Here is a 26,518-nt window from a genome sequence, read left to right as displayed (position 1 = left end):
AAGTATGTCGTTAACACCTGAGCAGCAATTACGTATTGATCTGGCGGCCGTCTTCCGGCTTTCGGCTCAACTGGATATGCATGAAGCCGTCGCTAACCATTTCAGTGCAGCCGTGTCTGAAGACGGTAAAAAATTTCTGATTAACCCGAAATGGGTACATTTTTCGCGACTCCGGGCCAGCGATTTACTGCTGCTGGATGCCGATAACCCGGAGGACGGCCTGCGGGACGATGTGGATCCTACCGCCTGGGCGATCCACGGGCAGATCCATCAGCAGTTACCGGAAGTGCGGGTGGTGCTGCATCTGCATCCGGTGTATACCACCGCCATATCCTGCCTGGCGGATCCGGTGATCCCCCCCATCGATCAGAACACGGCACGCTATTTCCGGCGGGTGGCGGTCGATACGTTATATGGCGGCATGGCGGATACGGAATCGGAAGGCAAACGACTTTCTGCCTTGCTGCAGGGCAAACAACGACTACTGATGGGAAACCACGGTGTGATGGTGACTTCAGGGAATGTGGGAGAAGCCTTCGATGATATTTATACCCTGGAGCGTGCCTGCCGGATCCTGACCACCGCCTGGTCCACCGGTCAGCCGCTGAAAGTGCTTTCCGATGAAGTCGCTGAAAAAACAGCTCAGGACTGGGAGAAAATTACCGACTTTTCCCGCCGGCATTTCGAGGAAATGAAGCTGTTATTGATGAAAAGCGATCCCTCATTTATGGAGTAGTCGTATGACATCCCTGCCGCTATCCCCCGACACAGCAACGTTCACGGGCGGTGCCGTATTTTTAGATTATGCGTCTCTGGATTTCGGAGACCTTGATGCGGCGGCCCTGTATCGGGTATTTCCTGACCTGACGTTGCATCTTCACACCACTCCCGCGCAGATAGCTGAACGTCTGGCCGGGGCGGAGGTCGCGATTGTCAGCGATCTTCATTTGCCGGCAGAGATCCTTGGCCGGCTGCCGCGGCTGAAGCTGATCCTGCTGGCCTCCACGGGGACGAATGCGGTCGATCTTGCTGCGGTACGGCGGCTGGGGATCACCGTATGTCACTGCCAGGGGTATGGCACGCATGCTGTCGCTCAGCATACTCTGGCGCTGATACTGGCGCTGACAAATCATGTGGCCCGTTATTCTGCACTGGTCAGTGCCGGCCAATGGTCTGCGGCTGATCGTTTTTGTCTGACGGATTATCCGATCAGCGGGCTGAACGATAAACGGCTGGCGATTGTCGGGCAGGGTGAGCTGGGACGTCGGGTGGCGTATCTGGCGGAGGCCTTCGGAATGCAGGTCAGCTTTGCCGGACTCCCCGGACGTGAGGGTCCGCAGGATAAAATCGCTCTGGATGAACTGCTGCCCCTTGCCGATATCGTGAGCCTGCATTGTCCGTTGACGCCGGAAACGGCCGGGCTGATAAACACGCGGCGGCTCGGGCTGATGAAACGCTCAGCATTGCTGATCAATACGGCCCGGGGCGGTCTGATCGATGACACTGCCCTGGCCGGGGCGTTACGGGAGGGACGGCTTGCCGGCGCGGCGCTGGATGTACTGAGTCAGGAACCCCCTCCGCACAACCATCCGTTACTGACCGGCGATATTCCGAATCTGCTGATCACGCCGCATGTGGCCTGGAGTACGACCGGGGCCAGGCAGTGCGCTTTGCAGCAACTGGCCGAAAACGGACAGGCCTGGCTGGCGGGCCAGCCGATCCGGGTCGTGAGTTAAGCGGCCGACAGGAGGCATTCTTTTGGCGAGGTTAGTCACCTTTCTCCCCGGCACCAACACACCGGATCCGTAAGACGGCAACAAATGACAGGATCCTGTATGGCTGAGACGGCCACCCTGGTCCGGCGGGCAGGGGATCACCGGGCTATGCTGCGTTTCAGTGATGGTCTGCCGGCTGGTTGTTTTCTGACTGCAAAGCCCTCTCTGCAAGACGAGCGAGATAGCGGGAAACCGGTAACAGAACATCATCATTGATGCGGAAGGCAGGGTGATGTAAAGCATACTGCTGGCCTGTTCCCACCATCACAAACGCTCCGGGAAGTTGCTGCTGATAAAATGCAAAATCTTCACCAATGGGGCTGGCTTCAACCTCTCTGGCTTCAAAACCGCTGGTGGTGGCTTGCTGAAGCGCAAAACCGGCCCAGCCGGCATCATTAATGACCGGTGGCGGACCGGCCTGCCAATCCAGGCGGATTTCAGCCTCAAACCCAGCGGCAATGCCGTTCAGCAGATTTCGTAAACGGGTCTCAATCAGCTGACGTGTCGCGGGCGAAAACGTCCTAACTGTGCCTTCCAGCCAGGCACTGTCCGGGATAACGTTCCATGTCGTACCGCTGTGCATCTGTGTGACAGAGACCACGGCATTATCGGCGGAAGGTGTATTCCGGCTGATCAGCGTCTGTAATGCCGTGACCAGCTGACCGGCGATGACTATGGGGTCATTGCCCTCATGGGGACGGGCGGCATGACTACCCGTACCGGTGATAGTGATCCTGAATTTATCCACCGCCGCCGTCAGCGCTCCCGCTTTCGTGCCAATAACACCGGCAGGCAAGGTGGGATCATTATGTAACCCGAAGATCGCAAATGCTTTCTTTAACGCACCGGTATTAATGATCTCCGGTGCGCCCTGACCGGTTTCTTCTGCGGCCTGAAAAAGGATCCTGACCCGGCCCTTCAGCGTGGCTTCCTGTTTTTTTAGCAGAATGGCTGCACCCAGTGCGGCGGTGCAATGAAAGTCATGGCCACAGGCATGCATGACGCCCGGATTTTGTGAACTGTATTCAACGCCGGATTGCTCTTCAATGGGCAACGCATCGATATCTGAGCGTAATACCACCAGCGGGCCCTGAGGATCCCCCACCTCGGCCACTAATCCGGTCTTCAGCGGCAGGTCCAGAATGCGGATCTGGTAAGATTCCAGCCGGGCACGCAGCCGGGCAGTGGTTTCAAATTCCTGATTCGATAGCTCGGGAAAACGGTGCAGTTCATGACGAAAGGCGATAAGGTTTTCAGAAAAGCCGGGTTCAGTTAATTCAGTCATATTTTTCTTCTATCCGGTGATTGGTGATCGGCGATAATGCCTGTTGTGCCAGCCAGAGAGTGTGTGCGGACTCATCAAGGATTTTTTTCATATACAGGGTGATATGGCCTTTTCCTGAATCGGCGGTGTGCATAGGTATAAATCCTCGTTTCCGGTACATATTTTTCAGCCAGGGATGACTGATTGCCGTACCCAGTGAAACGGCCGGAGCCCGCAATTGTTCTTTCAGTATTTTTCGTTCTACCTGTTCCATGACCTTCAGACCGTAATGCCTGCCAGGATAATCAGGGTGTGCAGCAAACCAGCCAATGTGTGGCAAGCCGAACGGGCCAGGCAGAGGGCCCCAGGGATAGCGAACAGTGGCCGATGAAACCAGTGTTGTTCCGTCGTAAAGTGCGTATACCCCATGATCTTGTATGTGCTGCCGTGTTTTTTCCCGGCTGGTACTGGCGGCATCAAAATGAATACCCAGCGCTTTCGTCGCAGCATAAGCCGCCAGAATCAGCGCCTGATAGTCATCCGTTTCATCTTCCCTGACCTGACGAAAATCAAGAGACATACACTTTTCCTTACCGGTAAACGATGAATAAATAATAACGTTAGCTGCCAGTTATGGATAAGTTATCAGTAAATGAATGCAGAGGGATAGTTAAAGTCCGCATAAGCTAATGCATAGTCGATATTTCACAGGCTGTTTATTTCATAACGTCTTTTGGCTGATGAGGTAAGGCCGGAAATTATTTCCCTGTGGATATCGACGGGGAGGAATAGAGTATTTTTTCTTTACTGATATATTCATAGTAAACCCGGTCCAGTGATCTTTACGATGTTTACGCGATCTGCGGAAATAACGATCTGACATGGGGTAACAGATATTTTTAGTGTTATAACGTGGCGATATAATGAGGAAAGTTTAGTTATTACAGTGGGTAACATTGACTTCTTCACGAGTGAATAATTCCCGCTGCAGCGCCCGGAGGCATAATCTGCTGCAGGGTTGATGCCATGTTATCAATGATAAGCGGGCAGATAAGATGACTCCTGCGGGTATTTCTGATGATGGTTCACAGGTTTATTTCATATTATTTCCTGCAGCATTCCGTTATTATCCCGACATGCTTATGCACCGGGGAATATTCTGCTTCATATTTTACGGTCGGTTGTTAATACCGGTGATATAAAGAATAGTAGCCTGTACCAGGCATTCATGGAGGAATACCGTTACGCAGATGCTGCTGCCGGAAAAATACGGGAAGTCCCCTGGCTGGAAAAGCCTCAGCAAGACGCGAAGCCCCGTCTCTGATACCGTCGGGCTTACCGGCAATATTAGTCGCGTATCACTGTATCGTTATTCCTGAGTATCATAAAACGGTACTCAGCGGAGTATTGTTTTCGGATGCTCCGCTGAGCCTCTCTGCCTGCGGGTATTTTTTGCTGACTATCGAGGTCCGGTAAACAGGATGGTGGTAAAAGGGGCTGCTTTCGGACGATGATTTTTATCACGAGCCTGATATGATGAAGGCGGTTTTTCGGTGAGGGTCCGACAGGATTACAACGCGAGTCTGTTACTGTCCGTGTTTCGGCCGCTGTGCCGGATGGCTTGCTCCAAAAACCGGTAGCGTACGTTGTGACACTGATCGTGTTATTATCCGGTAATACACACTTTTCGCGCCTGTCGGTGAGGAAGTGTCCTTGTGCAGAGCGCAGGGGGACGCTGGCAGAATGATACAGATGACCCGCAGAGCCGGGAACCGGTCGCTGGCTGGCGTCACGGACAGGGAAAAGCCGTCGGCAAACCTTTGCTGATGTTCTGCAAAACCTTGTCACAGATGAGGACAGGAAAAAGCGGCGTAATGCTGTTCTACTTAGTGCCGGATAAGCTATAAACCTTTGTGTTAACCTGTCGCCTTTATTACTGCCCGTCGTGGGAAAGTTTGTTAGGGAGTTTTTATGCGTAAGCCGTTTGTTTTAGCCTCATCTGTCATGCTGATGACGGTGAGTTTACTGGGTGTCAGTCAGGTCAATGCGGAAGATGCCCCTGTAACCCCGGTCACTTCTGCGCCTGCGGCCTCTCCGGCACCGGCAGCCTCTCCGGCCCCGGCAGAAGCCCCGGCAGCCTCCGCTCCCGCGACCGCGCCTTCAGGCACGTCAAAAGATCCGCTGGATCGTGATACGGTTTTTGGTGATTTCCATCACTATGCTATCGGCGATGTTGTTCCGCCGTTGTACCGTTCAGCGACCTACAATATTGCCAAATGGCAGTTGAGAAAATTACCGGCGCCGGTTGCCGGCAGTCACTGGACCTATATGGGCGGTGATTACATCCTGATCACCGATGCGGAAGGAAAAATACTGCGTATTATTTCCGGCGATATTATCTACCGTTAAGCTGTTTTCTGCAGAGGGGGCGTGATGCCCCCTCGCTTATTTCTGAACACGCCTGCCTGTCAGGGCTGACCGTCCCCGGTGATGATCTGTAATGACTGTAAGCCTATCCCCAGTTTACGCGGATCCTGTCCGATAATATTATCCAGCATACTTTCTGTAGGTTCCGGCGGGGTCAGGGTAATAACACGGCTGCCTGCCGGCGGCGTGAAATGCAACTGATACTCTGCGAATGTCGCCGTCGGAATAAAGGTCTGTTGCTGATCACCGACCGTCACCTTCACTGGCTTGCCGATATTCGGGCCAAAACCTTTGGCGGTGATCCGCAGCGTGAATGTCGCCGGCAGAGGCATTTTATAGGTCAGTGTCACGGCCGGGGCAAGATTCGCATTGGACCAGCGACCCCAATTCTCGTTTCTTGACAAGCCACTGAAGGACATAACGGACTCCGGCGCACCTGGCAGGTTAAAAAGATAGACGGCCGACGGGTAGCGGATAGCGTTGTCGGGCATTTTCAACAGAGAGATCGCCTGCTGATAGAGGTCTGCCGAAGGAAGTGCCGGTGTGAAAACCACCTTGCCCTGGAAGAGACCGCTCCCGAGTTCGGTCACCTCCGGTGTCCCTCCTAACTGGCCGTGGGTATAACAAAGCGCATCGCTCAATGCCAGCGAGGGTGCCCACAGACGGCCGGCTTTATAACATTTATCGATCCAGACAAATTTATCCCCGGCCGCAAACCGGCTAAGCCGTGCAGTCAGAGTTTCAGCATAGACGCCTTCAGGAATAGGCTCGACTTTGTCGGCATCGACTTTAATCAGCACCGGCAACCGGAAGGTGGAGCCGGAAAAACTCAGGGTATTTTTCTGCTGATCGACGGTGAAGTGATCTATTTTCCGGGGGAAGTTCCAGAGCTGAATAATATCCGGCTTCCACTGCAGTACTTTCTGCGACAGGTTATCAAACACCTCTGACAGAGAAGTTCCGGAAAGCGTACTGCGTCCCAGACCGATAAAATTATCGCCGCCCAGGATATCCAGTACGGTAGCACCATTATCCATCGTATTACGTTTGTTGTTCAGGGTAACGGCATCAGGCTTATCGCCGCGGATCACAAAGAACGTATCGTGACGAGGATAGCGGGTCAGGTAACGGTAGGCCGTATTATTCATCGCCAGGTGATCTGACCCGACAACAATGACCGTGTTTTTAAAGCCGGGGGATTGCTTTATCCGTGCGATCAGTCGCGCGATGTGTTCCTGAGAGCAAGCCACCGCACTGAAGGAGAGATTATTTTTCCCCTCGTAAGGATAGGTTTTCCGCTGACAGGACGCAGAGATAAAACCATCCGGATGATGGGTATCGACAGTCAGCGCAAACAGAGCAAAGCGTTGATTCTGCGCCGACAGTTGCTGGTATTTATCGAAAACTTTATCCAGCACGGTATCGTCATAAAACCCCCAGTTATTCCGGTAGCCGGGGTCCGCGACCTGCGTTTTTAGCTCTTCCGAGCCTTCCATATGCTGCGTTTCAAATCCATGAGAGCGCAGGAAGACATCTTTTCCGCCAAAGCGTAAATCGGCGCCCTGAATAAACCAGTTCTGGTAACCGGAATTTTTCAGAATATCGCCGAGGCAGATATTTTGCGGATAAAAACTGGAAAGCGAAGACGATGCATTCCCTTCAAACGGGGCAAACAGAGGGATCCCGCACTGCGAAGCGACCATGCCGGCGATGGTATAGTCGGTGCCGGGTAACTGTGCGGTGGATGTGAAATCGATGCCTGACTGCATTTGCCGGATCAGCTCCGGGGCAAGATCCGGGAAGGCCTGCTGGTTGAAATACGTTCTTTCCAGACTTTCTGCATAGATATAGACCAGATTCAGGTGAGGTTTTTTAATCGTGCTGTCAGGGATTTTATAATAGTCATCGAAATCAGACCCTTCCTGGAAAGAGTGCGAGGCAATCAGGGTCTTTATCTGCTGATAGGCCGGACTGGTATTAATGGAAAGACCGGCCAGCAGACAGGCAAAAATACTCCAGCCGAAATGGTGCTGATGATTTTTATTCCGCAGAATACGGGTCAATACCAGAAAAATGAGTACGATAGCGAGGAGTAACGCAGCGGCGGGTAATAGATAGCGTCCGGTACCGGCTCCGGTCAGGTTATTTGTCAGAGTATAAATAACGGCTTCGGTTATTCCGTTGCCGGTAAAGTAATTACTGGCAAATAATGTCGCATTCAGCAGCAGAAAGCTCATCAGCAGCAGAGTAATAATAACAAACCAGAGCCGGTGACGGCCGGCTTTACGGGCGTAAATAATGACCGAGGCCGCAAAAAGTCCTGATGAAATAAGCTCTGAAACCAAAATGCTCTCCTGTAAAGCGTAGGTGGCGGCCAGGGGCCGGGGGCCAATGACCGGAAGGTGCCCGGTGGCCGTGTCAGATTTTTATGCCGGGCAATGTGCTATTTTCCGGGGGTTAGGACAATGTTTTTCTCTTTATTTAAAATATTTTTTTTGAACCAGGTCGCGAAGCTGAGATAAAAAACCCTTTTTCGTTCGTGACTATGCAGGAAGGGTGTCATATTACTGACATATCTTTACGCTAATTTCCTCTGCAGTGCAGGGGCTAATTACCGTCTTTCTGCACTAACAATGTGATTTTACTCTCAATAACCGAATGATTAATTCATTTGAAACAGGAAAACGTCTGAGGATTATAAAACACAATGGATTTTCTGTGCGTTTTTTCTTGATTTATCTACGCGCGTAGATAAAATTCCTGCCGAAAAACGCCCACGAAAAATCGGTGCAATCCGGTCATTCAGTTGCTCTTGTAACATTTAAATGATTAGTCATCTAAGACTGGCACAAATGACAAGCGAATATTCCGACACCAGGGAATTTCTTCTGATCTCCGTATGCCGGAGAGCCATTGCGTACTGTGGGCGTTTTTCACTCAGTACTGCAGAAAGCCACTTTCTGAACCGACCGATAGGGAGTACTGAGTTATGACACATCCTCCCGGGCATCAGACCCGTCACCCCTTGCTGATCCTGGCAGAAGAGAGAGAAGCCCGCCGTGATTTCCGGCGCGCAACGTTTTCCTGCTGGCTGGGCACCGCGATGGAATATGCTGACTTCGCACTCTACGGCTTAGCTGCCGGTATTATCTTCGGGGATGTCTTTTTCCCTGAGGTCACCCCTGCCATGGCGCTGCTGTCCAGTTTTGCCACCTGGTCGGTGGGTTTTATTGCCAGGCCCATCGGGGCACTGTTCTTTGGCTGGCTGGGGGATCGTCACGGGCGTAAATCGGTCATGGTGATCACTATCCTGCTGATGGGGCTGTCTACCATGCTGATAGGGCTTATTCCGGATTACCGGACTATCGGTTTCTGGGCACCGGCCTGCCTGGTGATATTGCGTTTTACCCAGGGGTTGGGGGCCGGGGCTGAGCTGTCCGGGGGAACGGTTATGCTGGGAGAATACGCCCCACCGGCAAGGCGCGGACTGGTCTCTTCGGTGATTGCCCTGGGGTCTAACAGTGGCACCCTGATAGCTTCTGTCGTCTGGTTACTGGTGGTTCAGCTCGACCATCAAAGCCTGATCAGTTGGGGATGGCGGATCCCGTTTTTGTGCAGTTTCCTGATTGCGCTTGGGGCACTGTGGATGCGGCGTTCGGTCCGGGAAACCCCGGTCTTTGAGCAACGCCGGAAAACCCTGATGGCAGAACGCCAGCAAACCCTGCACACGGCCTCACTGAGCGACAGGAAGCCTCGCGGCCCCGGTAAAGCCTTCTGGGTCATGATGGGTCTGAGAATTGGTGAAAATGGTCCTTCGTATCTGGCGCAGGGATTTATGGTCGGTTATGTCGCCAGAGTACTGATGATGGATAAATCCGTGCCGACGACCGCCGTTTTTATCGCCTCTGTACTGGGCTTTTTGGTGATCCCTCTGGCCGGCTGGCTGTCTGACCGCTATGGTCGCCGTAAACTCTATCGTCTCTTTTGTCTGTTATTAATGATCTATGCCTGGCCAGCGTTCACGTTGCTGGACAGTCATCAGCCCTGGATTGTGATTTCGACCATTGTTGTCGGAATGGCTCTGGCTTCCCTGGGCATTTACGGGGTCCAGGCTGCATGGGGGGTGGAGTTATTTGGCGTTACACATCGCTATAGCAAAATGGCCGTGGCCAAAGAACTGGGGTCCATTATTTCCGGCGGAACAGCCCCGCTGGTGGCCGCAGCACTGTTATCCTGTTTCGGGCACTGGTGGGCGATAGCGGTCTATTTTACGCTGATGGCGGGTATCGGTTTTGTGACGACCTTTATTGCCCCGGAAACCCGGGGCCGGGACCTGAATTTACCGGATGACGCAATTTAGAGGACTGGCCCGGGGCGGATATCCGGCCGGAGAAAACAGGAGAGTGTGTGGGTAAACGGTTAACTCAGCGAAGAGTGACGCGGGAAGAGGTTGCCAGCCTGGCCGGGACATCGGTGGCGGTGGTCAGTTATGTGATTAATAACGGACCGCGCCCGGTGGCAGAGGCGACACGGGAACGGGTACTGCAGGCTATTCGCCAGACGGGCTATCAACCCAACAGTATTGCCCGTGCGCTGGCTTCCGGAACCACCCGTACATTCGGGGTGGTGGTTCCGGATATTTCTAACCCGTTTATCGCGTCTCTGGCTCATGAATTACTCCAGGAGTCGATGCGTTACGGTCACGTCATGCTGCTGGGGGATTCCGGAGATGACGGTCAGCGGGAGCAGGACATCATTCAGGGATTACTGAACCGCCAGGTCGACGGACTGATCTATATCAGTGCTGACCGTCAGCCGCACACGGAGATTATCCGTCGCAGCGGAACACCGGTGATCATGCTGGACGGTGTCGAGCCGGGACCGGGGGTTTCGGTCTTACGGATGGATGAACGGCAGGCCGCCAGAGAAGCGACGGCACATCTGTTGAGCCATGGCTACCGGGAAGTCGGGATCATTACCGGACCTGCCTGGATGCTGAATACCCGTGACCGTTTACAGGGCTGGCGTGACGCGATGGAACATGCCGGGCTGGCGGTTAACCCGCACTGGGTGGTGCCGGCAGATTATACGCGTCAGGGCGGATATCAGGCAGCATTGCATCTGCTGTCCGGCCCGGGGTGCCCGCGGGCGCTGTTTGTCTGTAATGAACAAATGGCGATAGGCAGTCTGCGGGCCTTTCATCAGCAAGGGATTCGGGTACCGGATGATCTGGCCATTGTCGGTTTTAACGGGACGGATCAGGGCGCTTACCATCTGCCTTCACTGACCTCTGTCCGTCAGCCGATTGCTGAAATTGCGGCGACGGCCATCCGTCTGCTCCATGAGTGGCAGGCCGGGGGCGGGTTGCATGACATCCGGCATTTTCTGGAACCCGGCGAGTCCTGCGGGTGTCCTGCCGGTTCTCCTTCACTTCAGCCAGGTCTGCGAAAAAATGCAACGGATAATTATTGATTGTGACCCCGGAAACGGGATCGCGGGGGCCAATACGGATGATGGTTTAGCCCTCGCGCTGGCGCTGGCCTCGGCGGATCTGCAGGTAGAGATGGTCACCACTGTCAGCGGGAATACTCCGGCCGCGACCGGCGCCCGGGTGGTAACCGATCTGGTCCGGCGTTGCGGCTTAACGGTGCCGGTCTATTGTGGTGCTGAGCGCGCGCTCTGTGAACCGGAAGAAGAGTGGCGTCGCCAGCTGGACACACGGGTCGAGGCTCTTTCTCTCGGGTATTTGTGGGATTCCGTCCGCCCGCCGGCACGGTTGTCAGAGTATCCACGTCATGCCGCAGAACGGATGGCCGAATGTATCTGTGCCTCGCCGGGAGAGATAACCCTGCTGGCACTGGGGCCGCTGACCAATATTGCCCATGCGTTACAGCGTTTTCCGAAGATGGCCGGTGCGGTGGCAGAAATTATTATTATGGGCGGTGTCTTTCACCTGGACGATTATATTAAAGACACCAATTTTGGTCTGGACCCGGAAGCCGCCTCTCTGGTGCTGAACTGCGGGGCAAAAATTACGCTGGTTCCGATGGATGTAACGGTGAATACGTTGCTGACCCGGAAAGACTTACAGCGGATCACGGCCGGATCTTCGCCGCTGGCCCTGTTTGTGCGTGACACGCTGACGCCCTGGATAACCTATTCAATGCTCACCCGGCATCCCGGGGGAAGCTGGATCCATGATGTGCTGGTGGTGGCGTGGCTGCTGGATCCGCAGGTGGCAACCGCAGAGAATTTTCGTGCCGGTATTGAGATACGCCCTGGCCTGACGCGGGGTAAAAGCTGGCGTTACCGGCCACCCCTGCGTGTAGGGGTAGGGATCGATCCCGAAGAGGGGGCTGACATCCGTATTCTGACCTCGGTCAACAACGCCTTGTTACTTCGTCTGCTGGAACGTGTGCTCAGCCCTCCGGCGGCGGCGGACATGTCCCGGCGAATGTCCTGACGGTGTCATCTGCCGCCGGACTTTCGCGATAAATATACTTTCTTACAACTGATACAGTGAGCTGGCGCAGGTTCTGTCATGCGGTTTGTTTTTTACATGCTATATAAAAATATATAACAAACTAAACACATACCTGCTGCTCTGTGACTGCTCCCTCTGCCCGGCACTGTTAAGCGCTGTGCAACGGGACCGGCAAGGATCTCTGCCATGCTCCACTGGACCGCTACACAAAAGAATGTCGCTTTTGCCTGTTTCACCAGCTGGATGCTGGATGCCTTCGATTTTTTTATCCTTGTCTTCGTCCTCAGTGATCTGGCGGACTATTTCCATCGCAGTATGACGGAAGTTTCGCTGGCGATCATGCTGACACTGGCGGTAAGACCGGCAGGGGCTCTGTTATTTGGCTGGCTGGCGGAAAAGTATGGTCGCCGGCCGATACTGATGCTGAATATCGTGATGTTCTCGCTGTTTGAGCTGTTATCGGCCTGGTCTCCGACCTTTACCGCATTCCTGATTTTCCGGGGGCTTTACGGTGTAGCCATGGGAGGTATCTGGGGCGTCGCCTCCTCACTGGCGATGGAGACGATCCCGGATCGCTCACGCGGTCTGATGTCCGGAGTCTTTCAGGCCGGTTATCCCTGCGGTTATCTGCTGGCCTCGGTGATCTTCGGGCTCTGCTATACGCTGCTCGGCTGGCGGGGCATGTTTCTGGTCGGGACTGCGCCGGTGCTGCTCCTGCCGTTTATCTATTTCAGGGTGCCTGAATCCCCGGTCTGGCTGGCGTCGAAAGCGAAAGCCGAAAAGTATGCGTTATTACCGATCATCAGACAGCATGCCAGGTTATGTCTTTATCTGGTGTTACTGATGGCCTGCTTCAATTTCTTCAGCCACGGGACGCAGGATTTATATCCGACTTTCCTGAAAATACAGCATCAGTTTGATGCTCATACTATCAGTGTGATCGCCATCAGCTATAACATCGCGGCCATGGCGGGGGGGATCGGCTTTGGTTTACTTTCTGAGAAGATTGGCCGTAAAAAAGCAATTATGCTGGCCTCGTTTCTGGCACTGCCGGTCCTGCCTCTGTGGGCATTTTCATCGGGGTCCTGGATGATTGGTCTGGGGGCATTTTTAATGCAGTTTATGGTGCAGGGAGCCTGGGGAGTGATCCCGACCTGGCTGACCGAACTGGTACCGGCGAATGCCCGTGCCGTCCTCCCGGGCTTCGTCTATCAGTCCGGTAATCTGATAGCCTCGGTGAATGCGACGTTGCAGTCGGGTATCGCCTCTGCCCACGGTGGAAATTACGGACTGAGTATGGCTCTGGTCGCCGGAGTGGTGGCGGTACTGATTTGTCTGCTGACCGCGCTGGGCAAAGAAACCCGGGGGATGACGATCACCGGCAAAGAATAACGGCGGCCCCCGGGCCGCCGGGGGCGTTACTGGCTGACATCCACCCAGCGGGCTTCCGTCAGTTCTGCCATGCGCTGTGGGGTGATACGCACGCAGCTATGTGTGCTGCCGGCGGCGGGCAGCACTTCGCTGAATGCCTGCAGCGAAACATCACAATAGATCGTTAACGGATTCTCCAGCCCGAAAGGGCAGACCCCGCCGACCGGATGCCCGGTCGCATTGATAACCTCATCCACACTGAGCATCCTGGCTTTGGCCCCCAGGGTGGCTCTGAGCTTTTTGTTATCCAGCCGTGCGTTTCCGCTCATCACAACCAGAATAATTTCCTGCTTCACTTTCAGTGACAGGGTCTTCGCAATTTGTCCGGGTTCGACCCGATGGACCCGGGCTGCCATATCGACAGTCGCGGTACTTTCTGCGGCTTCTATGACTTCAATATCCGGGGCATGCTCAGCAAAGAACTGCTGTACCGACTGCAGACTCATTTTATTCTCCAGGAATTTTTCAGATTTAAAAATTGCCATAAGCGGAGGAGGCTGTAAACGCTTCTGCGGGAAATTACACCGGGTTTGGTGAAAAAACTTTTTTGTGCTCAGGAAGCATAAAATAAGTTGAAAATGATAACTACTATCATATGATAGTGAAAATCATTCTCGTTAAGAGGGTTTATTGATGGAAATGGCGATGGTAGCGTCAGGATCGTTGTGGATATTCAGCTGGATGATGGGCAAAAAGATCGACAGCGGCTGGGGCGTTTTGCTGCCCTGTGCGGCAATGCCGGTCTTTGCGCTCTGGCATCCCGGGTTTGAGCAATGGCGGATCATTATGCTGATGGCGTTGATACTGACGCTGGTGATGTTATTGCATCCCCGTTTACGTCATTACCTGTTACTGCCTGCCTGTCTGGTCGTTTCCGGCAGTGTAGCCGCAATGGTGGTGAATTTCCCTTAGCGGGTACCGGATAAGCAAAGCATCAAAGGGGATCACGATAGCTGTGAAGTAAGGATAAAAACGGGAAATAACAGAAACAGCACGCGGGATAACAGAAAGGTTTAGCAGAGAAGACAACGTGGTGCGAAGAGAGGGACTTGAACCCTCACGTCCGTTAAGACACTAACACCTGAAGCTAGCGCGTCTACCAATTCCGCCACCTTCGCATACCATCAATACAAAAAGATTGTATTGTTACCACGGAGGCGCATTGTAGAGATTTTACACCCCGCGTCAACTGATATTTCGCTGAGCGGAGTGTGACTGCTGTAAAAACCAGCAGACGCTGCGGTGGCCGGCAGACGCGGGTCAGCCGCCGGTATTATTTCGCCCGGCTGCCCCGTCCGTATACGCTGCGGTACACGCGGAATTTGCCGGTCTGCGCCAGTATCTCGTGATTACCGAAGGTCTCTTCCAGAATTTGCGGGTACGGGAGGAAGGCATTCGCCACAATACGCAGTTCACCGCCGGTATTCAGGTGTTTTGCTGCACCGCGGATCAATGCTGAGGCCGCGTCCAGGCTGGTCTGTAATCCGTCATGGAACGGCGGGTTAGAGATGATCATATCGAAACGGCCACTGACGTCTGAGAAAACGTTACTGGCGAACACTTCACCTTCCACACCGTTTGACGCTAACGTCGCTTCACTGGCGGCCAGGGCGGCGGCATTCACATCGGTCAGCCACAGACGGACTTTCGGTGAATGTTTTGCCAGAGCCACCGAGAGCACGCCCGCACCGCATCCCATATCCAGCACTTTGCCTTTGGTATGTGGTGTCAGGGTGGAAAGCAGCAGCGCACTGCCGTTATCCAGGCCATCGCGGCTGAAGACGCCCGGGAGAGTATCAATGGTCAGGGTCTCTGTCTGGTATTGCTCCCGGAATTCAGCGATATCGAATGCCGGCTGAGTTTCCAGCTGGCCGTGATACAGACCACAGCGGCGGGCGCTGTCGATTTTCTCTAACCGGGCCCACGGGGCCAGCAGGGTTTCTGCGCTACGGACGCCGCTGCGGTTTTCGCCGATCACGAAGATATCGCAACCGACGGGCAGCAGGGACAGCAGATTCTGTAACTGAAAACGGGCTTCCGGCTTATTTTTCGGCCAGTAATACACCAGAGTGTCGCAGCCGTTGACCATAGCGGCATCGGCCGCCAGGCTGAAGCTGGCATCTTCACCCATCAGCTGGCTCAGTTTTTGCCAGTGGTGATATTGCTGGGTATGAACTTTGCGGGAAGCCGTCACCAGATGGGCGGGCAGGTCATCCTGCAGGTCCCCGGCAAATAAAACATGACGGGTTTCGAATTCTTCACTGTGGCGCAGTATGACTTCACTGGCCGGTGTATATACGGACATGTTGGCTCCTTATTCTTAAGCCGGATGATTATAGTGGTTTGTTGGCGCATGTACGATGGGTTTGCTAGCATAGACACGCAATCTTCTTCAGGACGGATAAATGCATGGCAGGCAGGCGCGACTGGTTATTACAGCAGATGGGTATTACGCAATATCGTTTACATCGCCCACGGGTGCTCCGGGGGGAGGTGGCTGTTCGTCTGCGCGCGGAAACCCGGCTGGTGATTGTCACCTCAGAGACACTCTCTCTGACACCTGCATTTATGCAGGACGTGTTGCGTACTCTGGACCTTAATGAACATCAGTTATTAATACTGACAGAGCGGCAACTTTCTATGCTGCCGGCGCCGGTGCCTTGTGCCCTGTGGCTTCTGGGGGTTCCGGCCGAAAAACAGTATGCCGGGGTGCAACTGACCACGCCGCCACTGGCAGAACTTATTGATAACAGCGAAGCGAAACGTAACCTGTGGCAACAGATAACAACTTATGACAGTCATTTCTTTTCTCGCGCCTGAAGATCAGGCGCTGGCGCTGGCGATAGAGCAGCGCAGCCACGCCTTTCCCTGGTCGGCTGAAACCTTTGCCGGCAATCACGGTGAGCGTTACCTCAATCTGCGGCTGGACGCCGACGGAAAAATGGCAGGATTTGCCATTACTCAGATAGTCCTCGACGAAGCTTCGCTATTTAATATTGCGGTCGACCCGCAATTCCAGCGTCGGGGGTTCGGAAAACAACTGCTCGAACATCTGGTGGCCTTGCTGACAGAGCGCGGTGTACTGACCCTGTGGCTGGAAGTTCGTGAGTCCAATGCCGCCGCGATTGCGCTCTATGAACAGATGGGATTTAACCAGGTCTCCCGCCGGGCGCGTTACTATCCGACGGCGACCGGTCGTGAAGATGCTCTTCTCATGGCGCTGGTCTTGTAATCAGCACCCAATTTCGCGGAGATTTCATGCTTAATACTCTGGATTGCATCATTTTCGATGCCGATGAAACACTGTTTGCTTTTGATGCCTTTCAGGGGTTACAGAGGATGTTTCAGGCTTATGATGTTGTTTTTTCTGCAGATGACTATCAGGCTTATCAGGCGGTCAATAAACCCCTCTGGGTCGATTATCAGGACGGAAAAATCACTGCGGCTCAGTTGCAGACCCGCCGTTTTATTCCCTGGGCCACCCGTCTGAATGTGTCTGCGGAAACGCTGAACCATAACTTCCTGCTGGCGATGGCGGAGATCTGTCAGCCACTGGAGGGGGCAGCGGCATTACTCGACAGCGTAAAAGGCAAGGTCCGGCTGGCTATCATCACCAACGGGTTCACGGCATTACAGCAGGCCCGTCTGCAGCGTACCGGATTCGGTGAGTATTTTGATGCGCTGGTCATTTCTGAGCAGGTCGGCGTAGCAAAACCGGATCCTGTGATTTTCGAACATACCCTGAAACTGTTAGGTAATCCGGCCCCGGAGCGGGTACTGATGGTCGGGGACACTCCGGAATCGGATATTCTGGGGGGCATCAAGGCCGGAATGAAAACCTGCTGGTTAGATCATGGCGTCCGGACTCTGCCGGACACGATCCACCCGACCTGGCAGGTACAGAACCTGGCCGGGTTGCAGCAGTTATTAACTGGCCGCGGCTGAGAACCGATGCCGGACGGTTAAGACAGGCTGCCGTCCGGACTCTGCCGGACACGATCCACCCGACCTGGAAGGTACAGAACCTGGCCGGGTTGCAGCAGTTATTAACCGGCCGTGGCTGAGAACCGATGGCGGACGGTTAAGACAGGCTGCCGTCCGCATCGGAAAGCAGATGGCGATAAAAGGTCTGCGCCAGCGCTGACTGTTCGTTGGCCGGCGCTGCCAGGTAGATGTCGCAGGGTGGCAGGTCATCCAGCGGAAAGTGATAAAGCCCGTCCAGCGCGGGGTTACCGGCAATAAACGTCTGTGGCATGACGGTAAACCCCAGTCCCTGGCGCACGGCATTCAGTATCAGGTCATAGGACTCAATATCCGACTGCCGTGAATAGCTCAGTTCCTGCTGGCTTAGCCACTGACGAGCCAGCAGATAGTAGAAACAGCTTTCACCGAAGCTGAATAAGGTCAGCCCTGCGGCCTGAGCCTTAAACTGCTGCTGATCCGCCAGATGGGTGACCAGCGACAGGCTTTCCGGCGCGAAAAAATGGGTTTTCAGCGCCGGATGCTGAACCGGACCATCGACCAGAATCATATCCAGATCCCCGCGAAGTAATCTCTCCATCAGCGGTAATGACGAATCACAGCAAATATTAATCTGTACCTGAGGGTTCTGCTGCATAAAACGGATGACTGGTGCCTGTAAGCGGCCTTTCAGTGCCACGTCCAGCACCCCGAGCCGGAGTGTTCCCTGCAACAAGGCGTGGCGGAAAAAGGTCCGGCACTGCCGGCTCTGCTCCAGCAACTGCTGTGCCTGCGGATAAAAAGCCCGACCTTCCGGCGTCAGTGTCAGACGCTGTTTGTCACGGTTAACCAGGGGTACTTCCAGGCTGGCTTCCAGTTCTTTAATGCGGGTACTGACATTGGACGGAACACAGCACATCCGATCTGCCGCGGCCGCGATACTGCCTTCTTCCACCAGTGCGCAGAAAAAACTTAACTGATGCAGTTTTAATAGCATGCTGACTCCGTCATACACATAATCGCTATAAAACGCTGTGCCAGGCGGCCAGCGTGATGAATGAAAACAGGATACCGTAACTTTGCAGGGCATTGGCCAGTTCCGGTCTGAGCCCTGCCCGTTGTGCCATCATGGCGGCCGCTATCATCGGCGCCATGCCGGCCTGTAACAGTGACACACTGACAACCTGATGGCTGAGTGAGGAAAAACCGGTGGATAACAACCAGACCAGGGCCGGAGCGGCAATCAGTTTCCAGCAGGTCCCGGTGATCAGGGGGCCGAGCAACAGACGCGGAGGACGAAGCCGGATTTGTAAACCGGTGCTGAACAGCGCCAGTGGCGTCATCGTGGCCCCGATAGTGGCCAGCGGGGTCTGAAGTATTTCCGGCAGTCCGCCAAAAGGTTTGAGCGCGAGGCTGACGATAAGCGCGATAAACGGCGGGAAGGTCGCAATTCGTGTGGCTACACTGCGCAGGCTGACTCCGCTTCCTGAGCAGAACGCCATCGTCACCACACCTGCGGTGGACAGAATAATAAAACTGCCTAACTGGTCGGCGATAACCGCTATTTTCAGCCCGTCAGCCCCGTAGTAGCCGGAGATCACCGGGAAACCCATAAAGGAGGTATTGCCGATACCGGCCACTAAGACCAGTACGCCACACACTTCCCGTGACCAGCCCGCGAAACGCCATGCCAGCAGGGCAACCGCCACAGCCCCCAGAAAGACCACCCACATACTCAGTACCGGAAACAGACCGGAAGTGTCAATGCGGGTGTGCGGAATCAATGTCAGAATAACGCAGGGCAGTGCAATGGTGATAAGCCACCAGTTTACTGAAGGCACCAGTTGCTGAGGATAGCGTCCCGTACAGCGGACACCTGCGCCAATCAGCAGACAGAGGACCAGTAACATATTCATGGGCGTTCCTGTCATGATATTGCACGGTCGCGGGCGTTACCGCCAGGCGGGGAGAGGCACTCCCCGCGTGCGATTAGTGATAGTCGATATAGACGGTTTTACGTTTTACGTATAACTGATAGCCGTGTTCGCCATCGTCGCCCCCCAGGCCGGAGAGTTTCCAGCCCGCATGGAAGCCGTTGATCTCCTCAGGCCCGTGACGGTTGATATACACTTCACCGTACTCCAGGGCGTCAGACAGGGTCAGTGCAACCGACAGATCTCGGGTATAGAGATAAGAGCTGAGTCCGTATTCAGAGTCATTGGCCTTCTCAATCACTTCCTCAGGCGTATCAAAGACGACCACCGGCAATATCGGACCAAAGACTTCTTCCCGCAGGATACGCGCATTATCCGGCAGATCGGTGACGATGGCGGGAGCCACCCAGTTCCCTCCCTGCAGTTCAGGGTCGCGGGGTAATTCCGCCTGCCATATCACTTTGCCTCCTTCCTGCAGCGTTTCCTTCATCAGCGCTTCCACATGTTCTTTTTCCGGAACAGAGACTTTAGGGCCGACGGTTGTCGATTCTGCCATCGGATCACCCACCACCACGCCGGCGGCCGCTTTCAGTAGTGCCTGAATAAAAGCGTCATAAACCCCGCGCTGCACATAAGTTCGTTCGTTACAGATACAGACCTGACCGCAGTTTGACATCCGCGCATTCAGGGCATCGGTAGCGGCCCGCTCAATATCGGCATCGTTCATTACAATGAAGGGGGCTTTGCCTCCCAGTTCCAGTGATACCGGGATCACTTTCTCCGCGGCATTTTTCATTATCTGTTTACCGGCGCCGGTAGACCCGGTCATGGTAATCAGTGCAATGTCCGGATGTTTTACCAGCGCATCGCCAACGACGCGTCCGGTACCGCAGACCACATTGATGACACCCGCCGGGATCCCCGCCTTCTGACTCAGCGTGGCCAGAGCCAGGGCACTGAGGGGAGTCACCTCACTGGGTTTAACCACAATGGTGTTTCCGGCCACGATGGCAGGAGCGGTTTTACGGATAAACAGGGCGAGCGGGAAATTCCAGGGCGTAATCGCCCCGACCACTCCCAGAGGGACTTCACGGGTCACGGAGTGTTGTCCCGGGGCGCTGGCGGCCAGGACTTCACCCTGATTTCGCCAGGCAAAGCTTGCCGAGTAACGCAACATGGTGAGTGCCATCTCCACTTCACCGCGGGCTTCACTCAATGGTTTACCTTGTTCGGTCACCAGCAGATGAGCCAGTGCTTCAGCATGTTCTTTAACCTGCTCAATCCATGCCCCGAGGAAGGCTGCGCGCTCCGGCTGGGGTTTTTTAGCCCAATGCTTCCGGGCTGTCGCTGCCTGCCTGACGGCCTGGTCGACGGTTGTTTTATCCCCGGTGGCGACCCGCGTAATGACTTTACCGGTCGACGGGTTAAGGACCTCATCGCTTTCAGACGCGGAAACCCACTGACCATTGATAAAATGCGAGGGCTGTTCAGGGAGCAGATGCTTAAACAGGTGAGTCATAGACACTCCTTAGCTTAGGGACAGAGATAAAAAGAAGACGTTAGTCTGCAAGCGGGGTGGGTTGCAGGATCTCAATCCAGTAGCCGTCAGGGTCTTTGATAAACGCGACGTATTTCATCCGGCCTTCAGATAATTTTTTGCGAAAAGGCACGGATAACTGCTCAAAGCGTTCACAGGCCTTGCGGACATCCGGCACGGTGACGCAGAGATGGCCAAACCCCTGCGGGTCACTGTTACCGTCGTGATAGCTGAATCCGGCGTCTTTTTCGGTACCGTGGTTCCAGGTCAGCTCAAGTACGCCTGGCTGGCTTAATACCCACTCTTTGAGAACCTCGTCGTCCTGGGGAATTTCTGCAATGGGTCGGCGGACCAGGTAAACAATGGTAAATGCTGCCTCTTCAAAGCGTTCCTCATAGACCGGAACAAACCCGAGAACACGACTGTAAAAATCAATAGCGACCGGGAGGTCTTTCACGCGGATCATCGTGTGATTGAATACATAGCCGGCGGCCAGCAGGTTATCGCCCGCATTGATCCGGTATTTATCAATTAAGTCAGATAATGGCATGGTCAATTCCCTCATCGTTGATGAATAACAGGGTGTTTATCAGTACCGACGCAGGAGTATTCAGGCTCTGCGCGGTCACCCCGGCGGGGGAGAGAAGGCACGACGAACACCGCTTTGCGGTTCCCGCAAAGAGATGCGTTTCCTTCCTTCCCCGTGGCTGATGAGATAAGCCTGGCAGATAACCGGAGTGCACGGTATTAACTTTTTTAGCAAAAAGTTATTCACTTTTAGTGAAGTAAGGTGAAGCAGGCTGCTTAGCAGCGGACTGCAGACGGATAGCAAGCGCCGGGCGAGGGTGCCGGAGATAAGTGCAGGCAGCGGCGGTGAGAGAAACAGACTCAGTCGGCTAAGGGCCGTCCGGGGAGGTCAGAGTAAGAGAAGGCTGAAGACTGGGGTGGGGCTGGCTCAGGCAGCGCAGGGCAGACAAGTGACCGCCGCCGGAACCGTCCGGCGGCGGTCGGGGCCGGCGGTCAGCGACCGGCAGGGCGTTTTTTACGTGGCCGGTATCGCTGCGGCGTGGCCGGTTTTTTTGCTGCCGGACGCGCAGGTGCTGCGGGTTTCTCTGCATTTTCTTCCGGATCCTCCTGCGGGACGGGCTGGCTGGCCGTGAGCAGAAAGGGGGATTGCTGCCAGTGGGTCCGCCGGTTCCTGAGCAGTGTCTGGCTCAGCACCAGACCGATCGCCAGCGCCAGCAACAGCATCAGTCGCAGGATATTGGTGGTGTTATCCACCTGCCGGGATTCGGTCGCCAGCACGTGTGTGTCCAGAGTGATGCGCAGAAAACCCAGTGGCCCGTTTTTTCCGATGACGGGCTGGACCAGCTGGTGGCTGAAATAACTGCCGGCCCGCTGGCCATCGAGTGCCAGCCGGTCACGCACGGTAATATTCTCCCCGCTTTCTGCGATGACGGCCCCGGTTGTGTCATAGAGTGAGGCATCCAGAATACGGCTTTGGGTGGTCAGCTGTTTTAAAATGGCATCGATACGCGCCTGGTGTTCATTGCTGTCATCCATTAGCGGTTCGAGACTAAAAGCGACCTGCCGGGCAAGGGTCTGAGCCAGTTCCTCCGCCTGGGTTGACTGAACTTTCTGGTGATTCTGACTAAACCAGGAGGCTCCCTGCATCAGTAATACCAGTAATGCCAGACAGACCAGCGTAATGACAGTCCGGTGCAGTTTGATCTTTATTTTTTGCTGTGCCATGGGCGGCGGATCTCATTCCTGAGGTGAATATTCGAGATGACTTATGGTTTATGTTGCCAGAATAGCTGCACTCGGGGTAGCCTCTTGCGTGGTTTTGTTGTCCCCCTACAGGAGTTCTGATGCCGAACCGTCTTACCTGGTGCGATCTGCCTGCGGATGTTGCGCAATGGCCGGGTCTGCCTTTATCTCTGAGTGGTGATGAAGTGATGCCACTGGATTATCGTGCCGGGAGTACCGGCTGGTTACTTTACGGACAGGGGCTGGATAAACAGCGACTGACCGATTATCAGCACCGTTTAGGGGCTGCGATGGTTATCGTCAGTGGCTGGTCTGTTGACGATGTTCAGGTCATCCGGCTTGCCGGTTCGCTGACACCAAGAGCCAGTAAACTGGCCCATGACAGCGGACTGGATGTCGTTCCTTTAGGTAACCTCCCGCATCTGAAAACCCCCGGGTTACTGGTAATGGATATGGATTCCACCGCGATAGAGATCGAATGTATCGATGAAATCGCCAGACTGGCAGGGTGTGGCGAACAGGTCGCGGAAGTCACAGAACGCGCGATGCGCGGAGAACTGGATTTTGAAGAAAGCCTGCGCCAGCGGGTGGCCGCCCTGAAAGATGCCGATGCCGGTATCCTCAGACAGGTGCGTGATGAGTTGCCGCTGATGCCGGGATTACGTTATCTGGTGCGTGAATTGCAGAAGTATGACTGGAAGGTGGCGATAGCGTCCGGCGGTTTTACCTTCTTTGCCGATTACCTGCGCGATGAACTGGACCTGGTGGCTGTTGCTGCCAACGAACTGGAAATCTTTGACGGGCGTCTGACCGGTAAGGTCATTGGTCAGGTCGTGGATGCGAAATATAAAGCCGTGACGCTGGAAAAACTGGCCGCACGTTTTGAGATCCCGTCACAGCAGACGGTGGCGATCGGTGACGGTGCAAACGACCTGGTGATGATGAAAGCCGCCGGGTTAGGCATTGCGTACCATGCCAAGCCGAAGGTGAATGAAAAGGCGCGGGTCAGCATCCGTAATGCATCCCTGCTCGGGGTGTTGTGTATTCTGAGTGGTAGTTTGATCCACGAACAGCGATAAGCTGAGGAGTAGTTTTGGCCAAAGCGGCAAAACGTGCCTATGTCTGTAATGAATGTGGCGCTGATTATCCCCGCTGGCAGGGGCAATGCAGTGCCTGTCAGGCATGGAATAGTATTACCGAGGTGCGTATCGCCTCTACCCCTGCGGCTGCCCGCAGTGAGCGGTTATCCGGTTACGCCGGCAGCGCCGGAGTGTCTAAGGTACAGAAGCTTTCAGAAATCAGTCTGGAGGCCTTGCCACGTTTCTCCACCGGGTTTATCGAGTTCGACCGGGTATTAGGCGGCGGCGTGGTGCCCGGCAGCGCAATCCTGATCGGCGGCAGCCCGGGCGCCGGAAAATCCACATTACTGCTACAGACGCTTTGCAAGTTGTCAGAGCAGATGAAGACGTTGTATGTGACCGGTGAAGAGTCCCTGCAGCAGGTAGCGATGCGTGCTCACCGGCTGGGATTACCGACCGAAAACCTGAATATGCTGTCGGAAACCAGCATTGAGCAAATCTGCCAGATTGCCGGCGAAGAGAAACCCGGCCTGATGGTGATCGATTCTATCCAGGTGATGCATATGGCGGATGTTCAGTCATCCCCCGGCAGCGTCGCGCAGGTCAGAGAAACGGCCGCGTATCTGACCCGTTTTGCCAAACTGCAGGGCGTGGCCATCATTATGGTCGGGCATGTGACTAAAGATGGCTCACTGGCCGGCCCGAAGGTGCTTGAACACTGTATCGACTGTTCGGTATTACTGGATGGTGATGCGGATTCCCGCTTCCGGACCTTACGCAGTCATAAAAACCGTTTCGGTGCGGTGAATGAACTGGGTGTATTCGCGATGACCGGGCAAGGGATGCGTGAGGTGAGTAATCCTTCCGCCATCTTTCTGTCCCGCGGTGAGGAAGTGACCTCCGGAAGTTCAATCGTCGTAGTCCGCGAAGGGACGCGTCCTTTGCTGGTCGAAATTCAGGCGCTGGTAGACCACTCGATGATGGGGAACCCGCGACGGGTGGCCGTGGGTCTGGAACAGAACCGGCTGGCGATTTTACTGGCGGTGCTTCACCGGCATGGTGGCCTGCAAATGGCCGACCAGGACGTATTTGTCAATGTGGTCGGCGGGGTGAAAGTGACCGAAACCAGTGCTGACCTGGCGTTATTGCTGGCGCTGGTTTCCAGCCTGCGCGATCGTCCGTTGCCTCAGGATCTGGTTATCTTTGGTGAGGTCGGGCTGGCCGGTGAGATCCGCCCTGTCCCTGGCGGCCAGGAAAGGATCAGTGAAGCCGCCAAGCATGGCTTCCGGCGAGCGATCGTTCCGGCGGCCAATGTTCCGAAGAAGCCGCCGGAAGGGATGAAAGTCTATAGTGTGAAAAAACTGGCTGATGCGCTGGATATCTTCGACGAACTGGCCTGAGGCCGGACAGACAGCGGCCTTTTTTCAGGCTCAATTGCAGTATTCAGTGTTGCAGTTAAGCCTGCAGCGCCAGTCCCCGGAGCAGAGTGACAGACACGCTCTGCCTGCGAATAGTTAAGAGGCACTGAATGTCGACTTACGATTATTTAAAAACGGCAATCCGCCAGCAGGGGCATACACTGCAACAAGTGGCCGATGCCTGTGATATGACCAAGGGCTACCTCAGTCAGCTGATTAATGCAAAAATTAACAGCCCGAGTGCCCGTAAACTGGAAGCCTTACACCGTTTTCTTGGCCTGGAATTTCCCCGCCGGGAAAAGACGGTCGGGGTAGTTTTTGGTAAGTTTTATCCGCTACACACCGGTCATATCTATCTTATCCAGCGTGCCTGCAGCCAGGTCGATGAGTTGCACATCATCATGGGGCACGATGACCCGCGGGATCGTCTGCTGTTTGAAAACAGTGCCATGTCAGAACAGCCGACCACCAGCGATCGCCTGCGCTGGCTGCTTCAGACCTTTAAATATCAGAAAAATATCCGGATTCATTCCTTTAACGAAGAAGGAATGGAACCGTACCCCCATGGCTGGGATGTCTGGAGCCGCGGGATGACCAACTTCATGTCGGAACACGGGATTACCCCGGACCGGGTATACACCAGTGAAGCGGCCGATGCGCCGATGTTTGAGAAGTATCTGTCGATACAATCAGTCCTGGTGGATCCGGACCGTTCTTTTATGAATATCAGTGGTAAGCAAATCCGTCAGGATCCTTTCCGCTACTGGGAATATATTCCTACCGAAGTGAAGCCATTCTTTGTGCGTAAGGTGGCGTTACTGGGCGGCGAATCCAGCGGTAAGTCGACGCTGGTGAATAAGCTGGCGAATATCTTCAATACCACCAGTGCATGGGAATACGGGCGTGATTATGTCTTCTCACATCTGGGGGGCGATGAGATTGCACTGCAATATTCAGATTACGATAAGATTGCCCTCGGTCAGGCACAATATATTGATTTTGCTGTAAAATATGCAAACAAGGTCGCCTTTATTGATACGGATTTCGTGACCACTCAGGCTTTCTGTCTTAAATATGAAGGGCGACGACATCCCTTTGTGCAGGCGATGATCGATGAATACCGCTTCGATTTGGTGATCGTGCTCGAAAATAATGTGCCCTGGGTCGCTGATGGTTTACGTAGCCTGGGGAGTTCGGTGGATCGCCGTGAGTTTCAGGGTCTGTTACTGGATATGCTGGCAGAGAATAATATCGATTATGTCCGGGTCGAGGAAGATGATTATGACTCACGTTTTCTTCGTTGTATCGAGTTGGTGAAGCATATGCTGGAGCATCCGGCAGAACAGCCCCCGGTCATTCGTAAACCCTGAAGGGCAGGGGGGATTTCGCCTTTTTCGCCTGCTCAACGAGGTCGAATTAGGGGATAAAGGATAATCCCG

General features: G+C 54.5%; 25 protein-coding genes and 1 tRNA gene. 15 read left to right on the top strand and 11 right to left on the bottom strand.

Translation table 11 applies throughout. From position 1 onward, the window contains the following. Positions 1 to 4: 4 nt before the first annotated feature. Together JK223_RS05095 and JK223_RS05090 are read left to right on the top strand one after the other, a co-directional pair. A complete protein-coding gene (locus JK223_RS05095; RefSeq protein ID WP_212713135.1) occupies positions 5 to 736 on the top strand; it encodes a class II aldolase and adducin N-terminal domain-containing protein in 732 nt (243 codons plus the stop codon). 4 nt (positions 737 to 740) lie between these two features. Next, entirely contained in the window at positions 741 to 1,736 is a 996-nt protein-coding gene (locus JK223_RS05090) for an NAD(P)-dependent oxidoreductase (protein WP_212713134.1), read from the top strand. Between the two features lie 157 nt (positions 1,737 to 1,893). Here the strand turns inward: JK223_RS05090 and JK223_RS05085 are convergent, their stop codons facing one another. Both JK223_RS05085 and JK223_RS05080 read right to left on the bottom strand, forming a co-directional pair. Then, entirely contained in the window at positions 1,894 to 3,060 is a 1,167-nt protein-coding gene (locus JK223_RS05085) for an amidohydrolase (RefSeq protein WP_212713133.1), read from the bottom strand. Beyond that, positions 3,053 to 3,619, bottom strand: a complete 567-nt coding sequence (locus JK223_RS05080) for a GNAT family N-acetyltransferase (RefSeq protein ID WP_212713132.1) — start codon at positions 3,617 to 3,619, stop codon at positions 3,053 to 3,055. Before JK223_RS05080 ends, JK223_RS05085 begins: the two co-directional genes overlap by 8 nt. Positions 3,620 to 4,754: 1,135 nt before the next feature. Between JK223_RS05080 and JK223_RS05075 the strand changes: the two genes are divergently transcribed. After that, positions 4,755 to 4,946: a hypothetical protein gene (locus JK223_RS05075; protein ID WP_212713131.1), complete on the top strand. Its 192-nt coding sequence runs from the start codon at positions 4,755 to 4,757 to the stop codon at positions 4,944 to 4,946. 64 nt (positions 4,947 to 5,010) lie between these two features. Then, entirely contained in the window at positions 5,011 to 5,448 is a 438-nt protein-coding gene (locus tag JK223_RS05070) for an RcnB family protein (protein ID WP_371813064.1), read from the top strand. 59 nt (positions 5,449 to 5,507) lie between these two features. On the opposite strand, the gene opgB is transcribed toward JK223_RS05070, so the two are convergent. Beyond that, positions 5,508 to 7,814, bottom strand: a complete 2,307-nt coding sequence (gene opgB / locus JK223_RS05065; RefSeq protein WP_212713219.1) for a phosphatidylglycerol--membrane-oligosaccharide glycerophosphotransferase — start codon at positions 7,812 to 7,814, stop codon at positions 5,508 to 5,510. Positions 7,815 to 8,455: 641 nt separating this feature from the next. Here opgB and JK223_RS05060 point away from each other — a divergent pair. From JK223_RS05060 to JK223_RS05045, 4 genes are all read left to right on the top strand, one after another. Continuing rightward, the gene (locus tag JK223_RS05060) at positions 8,456 to 9,826 is read left to right on the top strand and encodes an MFS transporter (RefSeq protein WP_212713130.1); all 1,371 of its coding nucleotides are present in this window, start codon (positions 8,456 to 8,458) and stop codon (positions 9,824 to 9,826) included. A gap of 47 nt (positions 9,827 to 9,873) precedes the next feature. Continuing rightward, a complete protein-coding gene (locus JK223_RS05055; RefSeq protein ID WP_212713129.1) occupies positions 9,874 to 10,938 on the top strand; it encodes a LacI family DNA-binding transcriptional regulator in 1,065 nt (354 codons plus the stop codon). After that, on the top strand, positions 10,919 to 11,929 hold the full coding sequence (locus tag JK223_RS05050) for a nucleoside hydrolase (RefSeq protein ID WP_212713128.1): 1,011 nt from the start codon (positions 10,919 to 10,921) through the stop codon (positions 11,927 to 11,929). Before JK223_RS05055 ends, JK223_RS05050 begins: the two co-directional genes overlap by 20 nt. 207 nt (positions 11,930 to 12,136) lie before the next feature. Next, positions 12,137 to 13,342, top strand: coding sequence for an MFS transporter (locus tag JK223_RS05045; RefSeq protein ID WP_249213482.1), 1,206 nt, complete (start codon positions 12,137 to 12,139; stop codon positions 13,340 to 13,342). A 26-nt stretch (positions 13,343 to 13,368) separates the two neighbouring features. Here JK223_RS05045 and JK223_RS05040 read toward each other — a convergent pair whose 3' ends face one another. Further along, a complete protein-coding gene (locus JK223_RS05040) occupies positions 13,369 to 13,827 on the bottom strand; it encodes a YbaK/EbsC family protein (protein ID WP_212713127.1) in 459 nt (152 codons plus the stop codon). A 187-nt stretch (positions 13,828 to 14,014) separates the two neighbouring features. On the opposite strand from JK223_RS05040, the gene JK223_RS05035 reads away from it, so the two are divergent. Continuing rightward, entirely contained in the window at positions 14,015 to 14,293 is a 279-nt protein-coding gene (locus JK223_RS05035; RefSeq protein ID WP_212713126.1) for a DUF1435 domain-containing protein, read from the top strand. Between the two features lie 119 nt (positions 14,294 to 14,412). Here JK223_RS05035 and JK223_RS05030 read toward each other — a convergent pair. Both JK223_RS05030 and rsmC read right to left on the bottom strand, forming a co-directional pair. Next, positions 14,413 to 14,499 (bottom strand) — tRNA-Leu (locus JK223_RS05030). A 155-nt stretch (positions 14,500 to 14,654) separates the two neighbouring features. Further along, complete coding sequence (gene rsmC, locus JK223_RS05025; RefSeq protein WP_212713125.1) at positions 14,655 to 15,686, bottom strand: 16S rRNA (guanine(1207)-N(2))-methyltransferase RsmC; 1,032 nt, start codon at positions 15,684 to 15,686, stop codon at positions 14,655 to 14,657. Positions 15,687 to 15,790: 104 nt separating this feature from the next. On the opposite strand from rsmC, the gene JK223_RS05020 reads away from it, so the two are divergent. The 3 genes from JK223_RS05020 to yjjG are packed head-to-tail and all read left to right on the top strand — an operon-like array spanning position 15,791 to position 17,326. Further along, complete coding sequence (locus tag JK223_RS05020; protein ID WP_212713124.1) at positions 15,791 to 16,201, top strand: DNA polymerase III subunit psi; 411 nt, start codon at positions 15,791 to 15,793, stop codon at positions 16,199 to 16,201. Next, complete coding sequence (gene rimI, locus JK223_RS05015) at positions 16,173 to 16,613, top strand: ribosomal protein S18-alanine N-acetyltransferase (protein WP_212713123.1); 441 nt, start codon at positions 16,173 to 16,175, stop codon at positions 16,611 to 16,613. The genes JK223_RS05020 and rimI overlap by 29 nt, the downstream gene beginning before the upstream one ends. A gap of 26 nt (positions 16,614 to 16,639) precedes the next feature. Then, the gene (yjjG, locus tag JK223_RS05010) at positions 16,640 to 17,326 is read left to right on the top strand and encodes a pyrimidine 5'-nucleotidase (RefSeq protein ID WP_212713122.1); all 687 of its coding nucleotides are present in this window, start codon (positions 16,640 to 16,642) and stop codon (positions 17,324 to 17,326) included. A 136-nt stretch (positions 17,327 to 17,462) separates the two neighbouring features. On the opposite strand, the gene JK223_RS05005 is transcribed toward yjjG, so the two are convergent. The 5 genes from JK223_RS05005 to JK223_RS04985 form a co-directional block, all read right to left on the bottom strand. Beyond that, positions 17,463 to 18,338: a LysR family transcriptional regulator gene (locus JK223_RS05005; RefSeq protein WP_212713121.1), complete on the bottom strand. Its 876-nt coding sequence runs from the start codon at positions 18,336 to 18,338 to the stop codon at positions 17,463 to 17,465. 25 nt (positions 18,339 to 18,363) lie between these two features. After that, a complete protein-coding gene (locus tag JK223_RS05000; protein ID WP_212713120.1) occupies positions 18,364 to 19,257 on the bottom strand; it encodes an AEC family transporter in 894 nt (297 codons plus the stop codon). 73 nt (positions 19,258 to 19,330) lie between these two features. Continuing rightward, on the bottom strand, positions 19,331 to 20,794 hold the full coding sequence (locus JK223_RS04995) for an aldehyde dehydrogenase family protein (protein ID WP_212713119.1): 1,464 nt from the start codon (positions 20,792 to 20,794) through the stop codon (positions 19,331 to 19,333). 40 nt (positions 20,795 to 20,834) lie between these two features. Beyond that, positions 20,835 to 21,362, bottom strand: coding sequence for a lactoylglutathione lyase (gloA, locus tag JK223_RS04990; RefSeq protein WP_212713118.1), 528 nt, complete (start codon positions 21,360 to 21,362; stop codon positions 20,835 to 20,837). Positions 21,363 to 21,832: 470 nt separating this feature from the next. After that, positions 21,833 to 22,564: a YtjB family periplasmic protein gene (locus JK223_RS04985; protein ID WP_212713117.1), complete on the bottom strand. Its 732-nt coding sequence runs from the start codon at positions 22,562 to 22,564 to the stop codon at positions 21,833 to 21,835. A gap of 119 nt (positions 22,565 to 22,683) precedes the next feature. Between JK223_RS04985 and serB the strand changes: the two genes are divergently transcribed. The 3 genes from serB to nadR all read left to right on the top strand — a co-directional run bounded on the left by serB (position 22,684) and on the right by nadR (position 26,449). Further along, positions 22,684 to 23,661 carry a phosphoserine phosphatase gene (gene serB, locus JK223_RS04980; RefSeq protein WP_212713116.1) on the top strand — a complete coding sequence of 326 codons (978 nt, stop codon included), beginning with the start codon at positions 22,684 to 22,686 and terminating at the stop codon, positions 23,659 to 23,661. Between the two features lie 14 nt (positions 23,662 to 23,675). Continuing rightward, positions 23,676 to 25,061 (top strand): DNA repair protein RadA, encoded by a 1,386-nt coding sequence (gene radA / locus JK223_RS04975; protein ID WP_212713115.1) that lies wholly within the window; start codon positions 23,676 to 23,678, stop codon positions 25,059 to 25,061. 128 nt (positions 25,062 to 25,189) lie between these two features. Next, entirely contained in the window at positions 25,190 to 26,449 is a 1,260-nt protein-coding gene (gene nadR / locus JK223_RS04970; protein WP_212713114.1) for a multifunctional transcriptional regulator/nicotinamide-nucleotide adenylyltransferase/ribosylnicotinamide kinase NadR, read from the top strand. The last annotated feature ends 69 nt before the right edge of the window (positions 26,450 to 26,518 follow it).

Origin of the sequence: Tatumella sp. JGM118 (assembly GCF_018257515.1) — a bacterium.
Taxonomy (GTDB): Bacteria; Pseudomonadota; Gammaproteobacteria; order Enterobacterales; family Enterobacteriaceae; genus Tatumella; species Tatumella terrea.
Note: the sequence above shows the minus strand (reverse complement) of the source record. Positions and strands in the feature narration are given on the sequence as shown.

Excerpts from the sequence above, each read along its gene's own strand:
- JK223_RS05095 (WP_212713135.1), top strand. The coding sequence starts at position 5 with ATGTCGTTAACACCTGAGCAGCAATTACGTATTGATCTGGCGGCCGTC.
- JK223_RS05090 (WP_212713134.1), top strand. The coding sequence starts at position 741 with ATGACATCCCTGCCGCTATCCCCCGACACAGCAACGTTCACGGGCGGT.
- JK223_RS05085 (WP_212713133.1), bottom strand. The coding sequence starts at position 3,060 with ATGACTGAATTAACTGAACCCGGCTTTTCTGAAAACCTTATCGCCTTT.
- JK223_RS05080 (WP_212713132.1), bottom strand. The coding sequence starts at position 3,619 with ATGTCTCTTGATTTTCGTCAGGTCAGGGAAGATGAAACGGATGACTAT.
- JK223_RS05070 (WP_371813064.1), top strand. The coding sequence starts at position 5,011 with ATGCGTAAGCCGTTTGTTTTAGCCTCATCTGTCATGCTGATGACGGTG.
- JK223_RS05060 (WP_212713130.1), top strand. The coding sequence starts at position 8,456 with ATGACACATCCTCCCGGGCATCAGACCCGTCACCCCTTGCTGATCCTG.
- JK223_RS05050 (WP_212713128.1), top strand. The coding sequence starts at position 10,919 with ATGCAACGGATAATTATTGATTGTGACCCCGGAAACGGGATCGCGGGG.
- JK223_RS05045 (WP_249213482.1), top strand. The coding sequence starts at position 12,137 with ATGCTCCACTGGACCGCTACACAAAAGAATGTCGCTTTTGCCTGTTTC.
- JK223_RS05040 (WP_212713127.1), bottom strand. The coding sequence starts at position 13,827 with ATGAGTCTGCAGTCGGTACAGCAGTTCTTTGCTGAGCATGCCCCGGAT.
- JK223_RS05035 (WP_212713126.1), top strand. The coding sequence starts at position 14,015 with ATGGAAATGGCGATGGTAGCGTCAGGATCGTTGTGGATATTCAGCTGG.
- rsmC (WP_212713125.1), bottom strand. The coding sequence starts at position 15,686 with ATGTCCGTATATACACCGGCCAGTGAAGTCATACTGCGCCACAGTGAA.
- JK223_RS05020 (WP_212713124.1), top strand. The coding sequence starts at position 15,791 with ATGGCAGGCAGGCGCGACTGGTTATTACAGCAGATGGGTATTACGCAA.
- rimI (WP_212713123.1), top strand. The coding sequence starts at position 16,173 with ATGACAGTCATTTCTTTTCTCGCGCCTGAAGATCAGGCGCTGGCGCTG.
- yjjG (WP_212713122.1), top strand. The coding sequence starts at position 16,640 with ATGCTTAATACTCTGGATTGCATCATTTTCGATGCCGATGAAACACTG.
- JK223_RS05005 (WP_212713121.1), bottom strand. The coding sequence starts at position 18,338 with ATGCTATTAAAACTGCATCAGTTAAGTTTTTTCTGCGCACTGGTGGAA.
- JK223_RS05000 (WP_212713120.1), bottom strand. The coding sequence starts at position 19,257 with ATGAATATGTTACTGGTCCTCTGTCTGCTGATTGGCGCAGGTGTCCGC.
- JK223_RS04995 (WP_212713119.1), bottom strand. The coding sequence starts at position 20,794 with ATGACTCACCTGTTTAAGCATCTGCTCCCTGAACAGCCCTCGCATTTT.
- gloA (WP_212713118.1), bottom strand. The coding sequence starts at position 21,362 with ATGCCATTATCTGACTTAATTGATAAATACCGGATCAATGCGGGCGAT.
- JK223_RS04985 (WP_212713117.1), bottom strand. The coding sequence starts at position 22,564 with ATGGCACAGCAAAAAATAAAGATCAAACTGCACCGGACTGTCATTACG.
- serB (WP_212713116.1), top strand. The coding sequence starts at position 22,684 with ATGCCGAACCGTCTTACCTGGTGCGATCTGCCTGCGGATGTTGCGCAA.
- nadR (WP_212713114.1), top strand. The coding sequence starts at position 25,190 with ATGTCGACTTACGATTATTTAAAAACGGCAATCCGCCAGCAGGGGCAT.